Source organism: Collimonas arenae, from assembly GCF_000786695.1.
Classification (GTDB): Bacteria; Pseudomonadota; Gammaproteobacteria; order Burkholderiales; family Burkholderiaceae_D; genus Collimonas; species Collimonas arenae_A.
In genome coordinates, this window is record NZ_CP009962.1 from 5590850 (window position 1) to 5603532 (window position 12683).

A 12683-nucleotide genomic window follows, 5' to 3' on the forward strand; every position below is an offset into this window, starting at 1 on the left:
AAGCTCTTACCGAGAAGGCGCTATCCCATGAAAGCCACGTTCTCTGGCGTCTGCGCCATCGTTTTGTCCTCGTTCCTTGTCTATGCCCGGGCTGCTGAGACGCCGGACCTGCCGCCCTTCATCTATACCAGCAGCTATGACGCCGTATCATGGCAAGGCCATGTCAAAGCCTATCCGATCGGCAAAGATGGCGTTTCCAGCATCGCGCAATGGGATGCGGCCGATCTCATCCCGCCTTGGCAGACCCGTCATATTGATATCGCCACCGCATCGGTCGACGCGAACACCGCTCCATTCGAATGGTCGCAACTGAACGATGCGCAACAAGCCGCACTGTTATCTGAATATGTGCTGGAATACCTGCGAGGCAGCGATAAGCTGGAAGTTTTGCACGGCGGCGGTTTCCGTAATCGCAAGGGAAAACTGGGCGACATCATTTACTCTGCGCCGTTGTATGTCGGTCGCTCCGATTCCGCCTATCATTTGATGTCCGCCAGCGAAGGCGGCAATACCTATCCGCGGTACGTCAATAGCAAGAAGCAGCGCCAGGCAATGCTTTATGTCGGCGCCAACGACGGCATGCTGCATGCGTTCGACGCCCTCAGCGGCGTGGAAACCGCAGCTTTCATTCCCTATGCAATATTCGATGCGCTGCCCGGATTAAGCAGCACAGACTACGTTCATCGCCCGTTCGTGGATGGCTTGCTTACGGTGGGCGACGCGTATCTGGGAAATCCCGGCAGCGCGGCATGGAAGACCATCCTGCTTGGCTCAACCGGCCGCGGCGCAAAGAGCGTGTTTGCCCTCGATGCCAGTAATCCGCCTGCCGCCGCACCGCTGCTATGGGAAAGAAGCGCTGCAGATGACGGCAAGGGAAAAAAGGATGACGATATGGGCTACCTGACCGGGGAAGCGTTCGCAATCCGCCTGTCGAACAGTAAGTGGGCGGCAATCTATAGCAACGGTTACGAAAGCGAGAACCTGGATGCCGTGTTGTATCTGGTCGAACTGGCTAGTGGCGGTCTGATCAGGAAAATATCTGTCGGGAAGGGCGACGCCGAAGCGCCGAACGGCTTGGCGACACCGGCCTTGGCGTTCAACCAGCAGCGCGCAGTCAGTACGGCCTACGCCGGCGATTTACAAGGCCGTCTCTGGAAGATAGATTTAAGCGCCAATGAAGCGCCGGGATGGCAAATCGCATTTAACAACCAGCCTCTGTTTATCGCTACCGATAGTGCTGGCAAGCTGCAATCGCTCCCCCTGCAACCCTTGCTTGAGCATCATGCCAAGGGCGGGACGTTTGTCATGTTCAGCGGCGGCAAAGCCGGCGATGGCCGGATTCCCGGCGTGGCGCAAAAGCAAAGCCTGTACGGCATCTGGGAAAAGCCGGGTAGTGGCCCGGTGAGCGGCAGAAAAGAATTACGGCAGCAGACGTTGACCGAAACCAGCGAGGGTTTGTGGCAACTCAGTAGCAACGGCGTCAACTGGACCACCTCGCGCGGCTGGTATATCGATCTGCCTGCCAAACTCGGCTATGTCGTCGGCAAACTGCAAATCATCGATGGCGTGTTGTGGGTGATGACATATTCACCCGTACAAGAAAAATCCTATCTGGTTGCGATCGACTACAACACCGGCGGCGCTACCAGCGATGCTGTGCTGACCGGTCATCCAAAGAGCACCCCAGTGATAGAAGTCCCCGCCTCAATCGTCCCGCCAATGTTCATCAAGCTGCCGGATGGCCGCAAGCAACTGGTGGTCAGCGGCCGCGACGGCGCGCCGCAGGCGGTTGACATCAACCCGGCAAGCCAACGCCCGCTACGGACCTGGCATCAACTGCCAGTACCGTCGTCTGTTGTCGATCCCGACTGAAAAATTTGGCAGAGGATTAAACCCATATGAACAAACAATCCGCACCCGGATTCACCTTGCTGGAATTGATGATCGTGATCGTGCTGGTCGCCATCCTGAGCAGCGTGGCGTTAGCCAATTACGGCGAACATGTCAGACGCAGCGAACGCGTCGCCGCGCGCGCCGTGCTGCTGGAGGCCGCCAACTGGATGGAGCGCCGTTTCTCGATGCAACATAGTTATCTTGGCAAGGATGGTCAAATCCCGGTGTTGCCGGCCGGTTTGAACCAATCGCCGAAGAACGGCGCAGCAAAGTATGAAATCAGCCTGGTAAGCGGACAAACGCAAGCCACAGCGTATGCGTTAATGGCAGCGCCGCTCCGTGCGGATAAATGCGGCGTCCTGACCCTGGATCACACCGGCGCGCGTGGATTGCTAGACAATACCGCTGAGCTGGAGGAATGCTGGGGGCGGTGAAGCCGCATCCGTCCATAGAAAAGCCCGCCGGTTGGTCGGCTCCAGATGATTTAATCCCTATCGTCGTAATAGCGGCGACGCTCATGCCGTTCATGCTGGCGACGCCATTCTTCGCGACGCCACTGCTCGTCGCGCCGCTCGCGCCAGCCCGGCACCACATAGACTTCCTGCGGCGGTGGGTAATACACAGGCGCCGGAACGTAACGCGGTTCGTATTGCACCACCGGCGGGTAATACGGTTGAGGTGGAGGGTAGTACGGCAGAGGCGGCGGCACGTAAACGCCGAGGTCGACATGTACACCGGCCGCAGCGCTGCCACACGCGCCCGCAGCGAGGGCGCCAAACGCCAGACATGCTAAAAGTTTTTTCATTTGATTTCCTGTTTCGCTACCTGCGGCAATTTCGCCATTTCACAGCCCCAGTCTACTGGCTGGCGCGCGCCAATGTTACTCTGAGGAGCAACAATTGTAATGTTAAGTAAAATATTGTGGCAAAAACGAATGCGCGCTAGCATGCAATTTCGAGGAATTGCAGAGATGGCAACCGTCCTTTAGGCGACAATGGGCATTTGAATCAACGAGGAAGCACGCATGGGCATGGGTAAGAGTCGTCTGGAAGCGTTTAGCGATGGCGTCATCGCCATCATCATCACCATCATGGTGCTGGAGATGAAAGTACCGCATGAAGCCAGCCTGGCGGCGCTGTGGCTGATCTATCCAGTGTTTGTCAGCTACATACTGAGCTTTGTGTACACCGGCATCTACTGGAACAACCACCACCACATGCTGCATGCGGTACAGAAGATCAACGGCCCGGTGCTGTGGGCCAACCTGCACCTGCTGTTCTGGCTTTCTCTGATCCCGTTCGCCACCGGTTGGATGGGTGAAAACCATTTCTCGGAAGTACCTGTCGCCCTGTACGGCGTGGTGCTGATGATGGCCGGCGTCGCTTATTACATCTTGAGCAACACGCTGATCAAATTGCATGGCAAGGAATCAGCCTTGGCCAAGGCCGTCGGCAACGATGTCAAAGGCAAGCTCTCCGTGATCGCCTATGCGCTGGCGATCCCGCTCACTTTTGTGAACCGCTGGATCGGACTGGGGCTGTATGTCGTGGTCGCCATCATGTGGCTGATTCCGGACCGCCGTATTGAGAAAGTGATTAGTAGTTAATAGTCGTTAGTATTAATTAATAACGACCTTACATTTTCATCGGAGTGATTGGCATGCCGTATCCGCAAGCAGTAAATGAAGCCTTGGAAAAACTGGCGACAACCGGTATCTGGCGCAGCAATTACGCGCCGCCGGTGTATCGCTTGCTCTGGTGGGCCGGAATCAGCGTACCTCCACCGCATTTTGTCGGCTTTGTGCGCAATTTCGTATTCAGCGGGGGTGTTTTCGGCATCGCTTGGGGCGCGATCATGTGGTTTGGCATCTGGTCGCATGGCGGGATGAGCGCTTTGCACGCGGCATGCGCAACGCTGTTTGCCGGCGTATTCTTTGGACTGGTCATGGCGCTTTATTACCGGCATGGAGCCCGGAAATACCAGCTGGCGCAATGGAAATGAAAAAGCCCCGCCTGGTGCGGGGCTTTGGCGTTACCGAGATGTGAGAAGATTCTAGCCGTCCAGTGCTATCTGCAAAGTGACAAGGCTATGAATGAATCTACTCACATATCGATACGCTGGAGCAGCTCAGCTGGAGCAGATCAGTGAAGCTATCTTAGCTGGCGAATATGACAGGAGTTTGACATAGCAAGATTTCCTGATCGAGCCTCAAGCTGTCGTCCTCCGCACGGAAACCTCTCTGCCCGGCTCACTCGATAGTCAAATCCCCCAAATTTCCTTCATAATCAGCCAGATATTTTGTCCTAATCTCATTCGGATCTTCATGAAACGCTCATCGTCGCGCCTTACCCAGCTTCTCGTCGGTATTTCCATAGTCGCCAGCATGCAGGCTCCTGCAAGTGCAGCAAACCCGGATGTTGAAACCATCGTGCTGATACGCCACGGCGAAAAGCCCGACGCCGGCCTTGGCCAGCTGAATTGCCAGGGCCTCAATCGCGCATTGGCGCTGCCGCGCGTCATTGAAGCGAAATACGGCAAGCCCGATTTCATTTTCGCCCCCGATCCGGCCACGCAAAAGAAAGACCGTGGCACCAGGTACGACTATGTTCGTCCGCTGGCTACGGTCGAGCCGAGCGCTATTTATTTTGGCCTGCCGGTGAATGCATCGATCGATTTTTCCAAGATCGACGATCTGCGTACCGCGCTGCTGGCGCCGCAATACCGCAACAGCCTGTTGCTGGTCGGCTGGGAACACAAGATTATCGAGAAGCTGGTGCGGCAAATCGTGGTGGAACATGGCGGCGACCGTAACAGCGTGCCACATTGGGACGACACGGATTTCGACAGCATCTACCTTCTCCGCATCACGCGCGATAACGGCAAGGCCAGGATCAGTTTCAGCGTCGAACAACAAGGCTTGAACAACCGTCCACTGACCTGCCTCGGCGCTTAAACCAGAAAAGAGATGCCATGACCCAACGCAAACAAGTTGATGCCGAGCCGGGCAACAAGAAAATCCAGAACGCCGCATCGGCCGGGCTCTACGCCCTGCTGGTCTTGCTTGCGCTCTGGGTCATGCGCGATTTCATCCCCGCCGTGGCATGGGCCGGGGTCATCGCCATTGCCCTGTGGCCCCTGCTGCAGCGCCTGGAAACCCCGCACGGATCACGCGCCCGCAGGGTCGGCGTCGCCTTGTTGCTGACGGCCGCGGTTGCCTTGTTCGTGGTGTTGCCCTTTGCATTGGTCATCACGCAAGCCGCGCGCGAGTCGCACGATTTCATCGAATGGTTCAAACAGGCGGAAGCCAGCGGCATCCCCTTGCCCGGTCTGGCCGAACACCTGCCTTTCGGCGCGCAGGTCGTCAGCTGGTGGCAAGAAAATCTCGCCGGGCCTTTGCATGATTCACCATTCATCAAGGGACTGCACGTCGAAGCCGCAGTTACCGCCGGCCGCCATTTCGGCGCAGTCGCCGCCCACGGCTTGATACTGTTTGGCTTCATGCTGCTGACGCTATTCGTCATCTTCCAGGCCGGCTCGAGGATGAGCGGCAACCTGGTCAAGGCAACCCACCGTGGTTTCGGCGCCGGCGGCGCCCTGCTCGCCAGCCAGATGACGGCGGCAGTGCGCGGCACCGTCGCCGGCCTGGTCGTAGTCGGCATCGGCGAAGGCGCGTTATTGGGCATCGCCTACGCGATCACCGGCGTCCCGCACGCCACCCTGCTCGGCCTGCTGACGGCGATTGCCGCCATGCTGCCGTTTTGCGCACCGGTGATTTTTTGCGGCGCAGCCCTTTGGCTGTTTGCCCAGGGCGCCACTGCCGGCGCCATCGGCGTCGTCGTTTTCGGCTTCATCGTGGTCCTGATCGCCGAGCACTTCGTACGGCCGCTGCTGATCGGCAGCTCGACCCGCCTGCCCTTCCTGCTGGTCCTGTTCGGCATCCTAGGCGGCGCCCAGACCTTCGGGCTGCTGGGCCTGTTCATCGGCCCGGCGCTGATGACCGTGCTGACGGTGTTGTGGCGCGACTGGGTCGGGCAAGATTGAGACGAGGAAGGTGTCGGGCGAAGGTTTTTTTGTGGGTCGGAAGGTGTCGCCGAGCTTGTTCATCGTTGGGTAGCGGTCCACGCGGAATTTCGGGTCTAGTACGCAAGAAGGAAGGTAATCGCGCGTCGATATTTCTCGATACGCTCAAGATCCTTTTGGCCCGGTGCCGGTATCCGCGAAAGATCGCTGTTCTCTGCAAGGTCGGCAAGCTTGACGGCTTTGCCAATGGGATTCCTGGCAGCACGGGCGACAAAGTCCTCGTAGGTTTCACCGTTCACCTTGGTCACGGACCGTAGCGCGTCAATAATGTCGGCTGTAAATCCCTCGCCTGCCAAGTTCTCGAATGTGACGTTGCTGTCTTCGGCAACATCATGAAGAACGGCGACGATTTGCTCAGCGCCTGGACGCACACGCATCATGACTCGCAGCGGATGCAAGATATATGGCGCGCCGCCCTTGTCGGTCTGACCTTCATGGGTCTGTGCGGCAATGGCGATTGCACGTTCAAGAGTAGACATTTTAGAGTGTGATTTTAGTTAAAGATCGTTGTGACGTAGGGCCAGCATACCGGTGATTAGGCAAACGATTGAATGAAAGCGAAACCGTTCTGGGCAAATAGCCAGACAAGTGCGCAAAAATTAAGCAGTACTGTGATCCAGAATACCAGTTGAAATTTTTGTTTTTTAGACTTGTGGCGCAAAATTCCCTGCGCCAGCAAAGCGCCCGGCCAGCCACCGATCAACGCCAGCACATGTAATGTACTTTCCCTGGTTCGCCATTGCCGGCTCTGCGAAGCGGCTTTGTCGATGGCATAGGCAATGAAAGCAATCGTGCTTGCTACGGCATAGAGGCCGGTCACAGCCAAGGGGATCCGGCCCGTAAAGCCGAGTAGCGCCAGGACACAGCAAAATAAGATGGCAAAGACCGTTTTCAGCGAACCGGATCCGCCAGGTACCTTGGCTATGACACCTTCCTCTACAAACTTTACCTTGTCTGCGCGATAGCGCCCTTTTTCTTCAAGAGTCAGTTCGTAGGTGACGAGGTCTCCCTCGGCGGGCCGTCGAGCGTGGTTGGTAAAGGCCTTGATATGGACAAAGGCCTTTTCGCTGCGGCCATTGGTGGCGATGAAGCCAAAACCCTTGTCGTCCTTCCAGCTGGTAATTTTTCCTTGATAGCGCATAAATGCCTGGATAGCTTCAAAAGTCGGGTAAAAAAAAGCCCGCCAGCCATACGGCAGCGGGCTAAGTCCAAAACTTAGGGAGAGTTGGAGGAGACAAAACTCATATTGCGTCGCGGTAGCAAATTTCAATATCCCATTTCAGTTATTTACATCTGCGGAATGAAAAAAGCCTCGCATCGCTAAAGATGCAAGGCTTTGGAATGTGGTGCCTGCGGCAAGGAGCAGTTGCTTTTACGAATGACCGTGCAGGCTGATCTCCTCGCCTGCCATCGTAACAATGCTCCCTGGCAGGCTGAGGATAGTTTGATCATAACAAAACCGTCGCAGCGATCTTCCCTTACTGAGAGCCGGCTTCAAACACACCTGGCGTTGTTGCCCTTGCAGGGCGCGCCCGGGCTTGCAAGCCCGGGCCGTTCCGCAGGCAGGCGACAGTGTCGTCTGAAACCCCTGCTACACCCTCCTAGCCGTACTGTTCGTACTGTGTTCGTCGGCACGCCTAGCCAGCTGTGTTTGAAACCGCCTCTAAGAAGCGCCATCCAAAAGCCTGAAACCCACTTTGAGCGTGACCTGGTAGTGAGCGACCTTGCCATCGGCGATATGCCCGCGCGTTCCCAAGACTTCAAACCAGTCCATGTGCTTTATCGTGAGTGAAGCCTTGGAAATTGCGTTCTGAATTGCATCATCAGATCCGATCGTAGACGACCCAACGAGCTCAATGACCTTGTAAGTATGCGCAGACATAAGAATCCCCTTTGTTATTTGATGTTTTAACGAAGGCACTCGTGCTGATTCACTGTACTCCTGTCATAGCGTAATGCAAGCAATGCGGCTTGTGAGGAACGTGGCAGTTTTGGCCAGTTAACTACCGGCACATTAAGGACGCATTGTTTTGTATACCGTGGGGTATCGATTTAATTAGACGGATGTCAACGGCGGCCGATATTGGTCGGCCCCCGAAGACTACTCACTTACCGATACAAAACCGCGAAAAAATCACCCCCAGCAAATCATCCGGCGTAAACGCCCCGGTAATGCTGCTCAAGCGATCCTGCGCCAACCGTAATTCTTCCGCAAACAAATCCAGCGATTGGTCATTCACCCGGTTATCGAGATTCGCATGCTGGTCGGCAATCTCCAGGTGATCGCGCGCTGCCTTCAGTGCAATCAGATGCCGTTCGCGCGCGAGGTAGCGCGATTCGCCGGTTTGTTGCCAGCCGGCGATGCGCAGCAGTTCCGAGCGCAGCAAGTCGATACCGAGATGGTCGGTGGCTGACAGATAGATGTGGGTGGCGTCGCCCATGACGTCCACTGCGGGTTTGTGGCCGGACTGGTCGATCTTGTTCCAGATGCGGATCACCGGCGCATTGCTCGGAAAACGGGCGACGATTTTCTCGTCTGCCAGCGCCGGGCCGTGGTTGGCGTCCAGCATGTGGAGGATTACGTCGGCCTTGGCCACTTCCGCCCAGGTGCGTTCGATGCCGATCCGTTCGACATCGTCATTGGCGTCTTCCGCCTCGCGGATGCCGGCGGTGTCGATGATGTTGAGCGGGATGCCTTCCAGCTGGATGGTTTCGGTGACCTTGTCGCGGGTGGTGCCGGCGATCGGCGTGACGATGGCGACGTCGGATCCAGCCAGTACGTTCAGCAAGGACGATTTGCCGACGTTCGGCTTACCTGCCAATACGATGTTCAAGCCGTCACGCAACAAGGCGCCTTGCGCCGCCTGGCTGAACACATTGTCCAGCGTGCTGCGGATGGTCGCCAGCTGGCCGCGGGCGTCGGATTTTTCCAGGAAGTCGATTTCCTCTTCCGGGAAATCCAGCGTCGCTTCCACCAGCATGCGTAAATTGGTGACCTGCCCGACCAGCGCATGGATCACTTTGGAAAACGCGCCCGACAGCGATTCCGACGCCGATTTGGCGGCGGCTTCAGTGGAAGCCTCGATCAGATCGGCCACCGCTTCCGCCTGCGCCAGATCCAGCTTGTCGTTGATGAACGCCCGTTGCGTGAATTCGCCCGGTTCCGCCATGCGCAGCCCGAGTTCCTGGCCGGCCGCCATGCAGCGGCTCAACAGCATCTGCAATACCACCGGACCACCGTGGCCCTGCAGCTCCAACACGTCTTCGCCGGTATAGGAATGCGGCGCCTTGAAATAGATCGCCAGACCCTGGTCAATGACGCTGCCGTCGGCATTCTTGAAAGGCAGATAGGTAGCGTGGCGCGGGGCCAGCTTGTTTTCCGGGATGCCGCAAACTGCTTCAATTATTGCGCCAAGATGTTTGCCGGAAATGCGTACTACGCCGATGCCGCCGCGTCCGGGAGCGGTGGCGATGGCGGCGATGGGAGAGGAATCGAAAGACATGGAATTATTCTACGAGGGTTGTTGGATAATAGAAACAACGACAAGCACAAGCCAACAAAAAAGCCCGTGAATTCTTGATTCACGGGCTTTTTTACGACAAACGCGATTTATTGATTCATACCGTTTTATGCTTTCGCAGGAGCCGTTCCCATCTTGCGGGTAATTACCCATTGCTGCGCAATCGACAGCACGTTGTTGGTAACCCAGTACAGCACCAGGCCCGACGGGAAGAAGAAGAACATGACCGAGAAAATCAGCGGCATGAACAACATCACCTTCGCTTGCATCGGATCAGGCGGCGTTGGGTTCAGCTTGGTCTGGATGAACATCGACACAGCCATCAGCACCGGCAGGATGTAGAACGGATCGGGTGCAGCCAGATCGTGGATCCAGCCCAGCCACGGCGCGTTACGGAACTCCACGCTCGACAGCAATACCGAATACAGCGACAGGAACACAGGAATCTGGATAACGATCGGCAGACAGCCGCCGAGCGGGTTGATCTTCTCGGTCTTGTACAGCTCCATCATCGCCTGGTTCATCTTTTGCGGCTCAGACTTGAAGCGCTCGCGGATCGATGTCATCTTCGGCGTCACCAGCTTCATCTTCGCCATGCTGCGATAGCTGGCAGCCGACAGTGGGAAGAACGCCAGTTTGATCAGCACCGTCAGAGCGATGATGGTCCAGCCCCAGTTGCCCAGCGCCTTGTGGATCTGCGTCATCAGCCAGAAAATCGGTTCAGCGATAATTTTCTGCCAGCCATAATCCTTGACCAGTGTCAGGCCAGGAGCGATCTTTTCCAGCACGGCGGTTTCTTCCGGACCGGAATACAAACGCGCATCCATGGTCACGCTGGCGCCCGGAGCAATCGTGCCCATCGGCAGGATGTTACCCACTGCATACAGGTTGGTCGCCAGTTTCTTCGTGAAGATTTCGCGTGGCGAATTGCCTTGCGGGATGAACGCCGACACAAAGTAATGCTGGATCAATGCAAACCAGCCATCGTCGGATTTGGTCGCATGGTCAGCCTTGCCGCCTTCGATTTTGTCGAAAGTGAATTTCTGGAACTTGCTGCCATCGGTATATACCGCAGCGCCGGTGAAGGTATGTACAAAACGCTGCTCGCCTTCAGGCGCATTGCCGTCACGCACCAGTTGCAGGTACAGCGAAGGCGAAATCGGCGCGCCGCTGTCGTTGGTGACGGTGTGCTTGACGTCGATCGAGTAGTCGCCGCGGGTGAAAGTAAAGGTCTTGGTCAGCTTGACGCCGCCTTCGGTCGATTCCAGCACCAGTTGCACCTGGTTGCCGTTGTCCAGCGTACGTGCGCCAGGCAAGGCTGTGAACAGCGACTTGTGGTTAGGGAAAGGACCGCCGATCAGGCCGGTTTCAGCCAGGTAGGTACGGGTCGCGCTGGAATCGAACAACACCAGGTTCTTCGACGAATCGACAGTGTCCTTCTGTTTCAACAGTTCCAGGCGTTTCAGTTCGCCGCCAATGGTATCGATGTCGGCTTTGACGACGTCGGTAGTGATGGTGATGATCTGGCCCTTGACGTCAGCAGCGGCAACAGCCGGCACGGCGCTGGCCGATGCGGCTGGCGCACCGCTAGCTGAAGCTTGCGGGACATCGGTGCTGGCGCTAGCGCCGGCGGCTGCATTTGCAGGGCCGGTAGGGCCGGTAGCAGCGGGAGCAGTCTGGGTAGTGCCTGGGAAGAACAGCGAAGGCTGGCCGTTATGGCGCTGCCACTGGTCCCAAAGGAACAATAGCGAGACCGAAAATACAACCCACAGGACGGTACGTTTGATATCCATAAGAGTATTTATCTATGATTCAGGAATGGCTGCAGCCGCAGGATCGGGAAGCCGAGCTTGCGGTTTTGGTAGCAGATGGAGATGTGGATGACTGGTGAGGAGGCACGGGATCGAGTCCGCCCGCATGCCAGGGATGGCATTTGCACAGGCGACGTCCGGCCAGCATGCTGCCCTTCAGGGCGCCATGCGTACGGATTGCTTCGGCTGCGTAATCGGAGCAGCTGGGATAAAAACGGCAATTCTGTCCCAGAAACGGGCTGATGCCCAGTTTGTAGAGTCGCAACAGGAACAGTAGAGGCATTTTCATGACAGCTTTTTCCCTTCTTCTTCCAGTCCGGCCCTATATATAGGCGGATCGGAACAATACAAGCCGGAGCCTGGATTCGGACTACGGCGTGCCAGCCGCCAGACGTTGCGACGCGAACAGTTGCTTCAGCTCGCCGTGCAATTCCCGCTTCAAGCGTGCGGTGGTAGCCGGACCTGCCTTGGTGTTTACCGGTTTCGATAAACGCACAACGCAGTCGATAGGCGGCAACGGCGTCAGACGAAACAGCTCTCGCGTAACCCGTTTGACGGTATTACGCGTAACAGCGCGCGGCGCCAGCCGCTTCGCCGCCACCACGCCAAGACGGGCATGCGGCAAACTGTTGCGGCGGGTATACAGGACGAAATGCGCTGTTCTAAAGACAGGGCGCAAACGAAAAACGGATGAAAACTCATCCGTTTTAACGATGCGCCGGTCGCGTGAAAAATCCTGGATGGAGTTCGCGTTTTGAGCAGAACTGCAATCGTCGGGTTTATCTGTCACGCAAACAACGCAATAGCGTCCGGCTTGATTAAGCTGCCAGACGTTTGCGGCCTTTAGCGCGGCGTGCATTGAGCACAGCGCGGCCACCGCGGGTTGCCATACGGGCGCGGAAGCCGTGAGTACGCTTACGGCGCACGACGGAAGGTTGGTAAGTACGTTTCATGTTGGTCTCGCTAATCAGCAAAAATAAATCGGATCTTCACACTCAGAGCGCTGAGTTTCTACCCTTTCGCTACCTGATCTGGGCCTGGGTATCACGACGTACAACTACGAAATCGGGACAGTGGCAGGAGACAGTCAACGCACAAACGAGCAATTCAGCGGACAGTGAACCTTGAATTAGAACGCATTTTCTGCTTGTTTGTCAATCACTTAGCGCTCTTTTCCACAAGGTCTTTTTCGCCGGGGAGGCCGCAATAATTGGCTTTGCCTGTGGATAACTTGCGCCAGCAAGGGTAGAATAGCGACTTATGTGTGGCACGCCCGCCAGTTATGCATTGCGTAGTAAGACTGAACACCGCGTGCAATAAAAAGACCAAGCCAGGGCGTAAAGAACCTCATCCCGCACACCTTCACTTAGAACGATTC

At 56.6% G+C, this 12683-nt stretch carries 15 protein-coding genes; 6 read left to right on the forward strand and 9 right to left on the reverse strand.

Going from position 1 to position 12683, the window contains the following annotated elements:
• Positions 1–27 precede the first annotated feature (27 nt).
• Together LT85_RS24785 and LT85_RS24790 are read left to right on the forward strand one after the other, a co-directional pair.
• On the forward strand, positions 28–1872 hold the full coding sequence (locus LT85_RS24785) for a pilus assembly protein (RefSeq protein WP_038494433.1): 1845 nt from the start codon (positions 28–30) through the stop codon (positions 1870–1872).
• A gap of 26 nt (positions 1873–1898) precedes the next feature.
• Entirely contained in the window at positions 1899–2327 is a 429-nt protein-coding gene (locus LT85_RS24790; RefSeq protein ID WP_052135451.1) for a type IV pilin protein, read from the forward strand.
• 50 nt (positions 2328–2377) lie between these two features.
• On the opposite strand, the gene LT85_RS24795 is transcribed toward LT85_RS24790, so the two are convergent.
• Complete coding sequence (locus LT85_RS24795; protein WP_038494436.1) at positions 2378–2698, reverse strand: hypothetical protein; 321 nt, start codon at positions 2696–2698, stop codon at positions 2378–2380.
• Positions 2699–2923: 225 nt separating this feature from the next.
• Here LT85_RS24795 and LT85_RS24800 point away from each other — a divergent pair, with 225 nt between their 5' ends.
• From LT85_RS24800 to LT85_RS24815, 4 genes are all read left to right on the forward strand, one after another.
• On the forward strand, positions 2924–3499 hold the full coding sequence (locus LT85_RS24800) for a TMEM175 family protein (RefSeq protein ID WP_038497490.1): 576 nt from the start codon (positions 2924–2926) through the stop codon (positions 3497–3499).
• A 53-nt stretch (positions 3500–3552) separates the two neighbouring features.
• On the forward strand, positions 3553–3894 hold the full coding sequence (locus tag LT85_RS24805) for a DUF6404 family protein (protein ID WP_038494439.1): 342 nt from the start codon (positions 3553–3555) through the stop codon (positions 3892–3894).
• Between the two features lie 322 nt (positions 3895–4216).
• Positions 4217–4846: a histidine phosphatase family protein gene (locus tag LT85_RS24810; RefSeq protein ID WP_052135452.1), complete on the forward strand. Its 630-nt coding sequence runs from the start codon at positions 4217–4219 to the stop codon at positions 4844–4846.
• A gap of 17 nt (positions 4847–4863) precedes the next feature.
• Positions 4864–5934: an AI-2E family transporter gene (locus LT85_RS24815; protein ID WP_038494442.1), complete on the forward strand. Its 1071-nt coding sequence runs from the start codon at positions 4864–4866 to the stop codon at positions 5932–5934.
• 95 nt (positions 5935–6029) lie between these two features.
• Here the strand turns inward: LT85_RS24815 and LT85_RS24820 are convergent, their stop codons facing one another.
• The 8 genes from LT85_RS24820 to rpmH all read right to left on the reverse strand — a co-directional run bounded on the left by LT85_RS24820 (position 6030) and on the right by rpmH (position 12258).
• Positions 6030–6452: a GTP pyrophosphokinase gene (locus tag LT85_RS24820; RefSeq protein ID WP_038494445.1), complete on the reverse strand. Its 423-nt coding sequence runs from the start codon at positions 6450–6452 to the stop codon at positions 6030–6032.
• 56 nt (positions 6453–6508) lie between these two features.
• Positions 6509–7243, reverse strand: a complete 735-nt coding sequence (locus LT85_RS24825) for a DUF1294 domain-containing protein (protein WP_253273623.1) — start codon at positions 7241–7243, stop codon at positions 6509–6511.
• 393 nt (positions 7244–7636) lie between these two features.
• Complete coding sequence (locus tag LT85_RS24830) at positions 7637–7855, reverse strand: dodecin (RefSeq protein WP_038494452.1); 219 nt, start codon at positions 7853–7855, stop codon at positions 7637–7639.
• 223 nt (positions 7856–8078) lie between these two features.
• Positions 8079–9476, reverse strand: coding sequence for a tRNA uridine-5-carboxymethylaminomethyl(34) synthesis GTPase MnmE (gene mnmE, locus LT85_RS24835; protein ID WP_038494455.1), 1398 nt, complete (start codon positions 9474–9476; stop codon positions 8079–8081).
• A gap of 125 nt (positions 9477–9601) precedes the next feature.
• Positions 9602–11287, reverse strand: coding sequence for a membrane protein insertase YidC (gene yidC, locus LT85_RS24840; RefSeq protein WP_038494458.1), 1686 nt, complete (start codon positions 11285–11287; stop codon positions 9602–9604).
• A gap of 19 nt (positions 11288–11306) precedes the next feature.
• Entirely contained in the window at positions 11307–11594 is a 288-nt protein-coding gene (gene yidD / locus LT85_RS26295) for a membrane protein insertion efficiency factor YidD (protein ID WP_081992695.1), read from the reverse strand.
• Between the two features lie 81 nt (positions 11595–11675).
• Positions 11676–12095, reverse strand: a complete 420-nt coding sequence (gene rnpA, locus LT85_RS24850; RefSeq protein ID WP_253273624.1) for a ribonuclease P protein component — start codon at positions 12093–12095, stop codon at positions 11676–11678.
• 28 nt (positions 12096–12123) lie between these two features.
• On the reverse strand, positions 12124–12258 hold the full coding sequence (gene rpmH / locus LT85_RS26300; RefSeq protein ID WP_061535510.1) for a 50S ribosomal protein L34: 135 nt from the start codon (positions 12256–12258) through the stop codon (positions 12124–12126).
• Between the last annotated feature and the right edge of the window lie 425 nt (positions 12259–12683).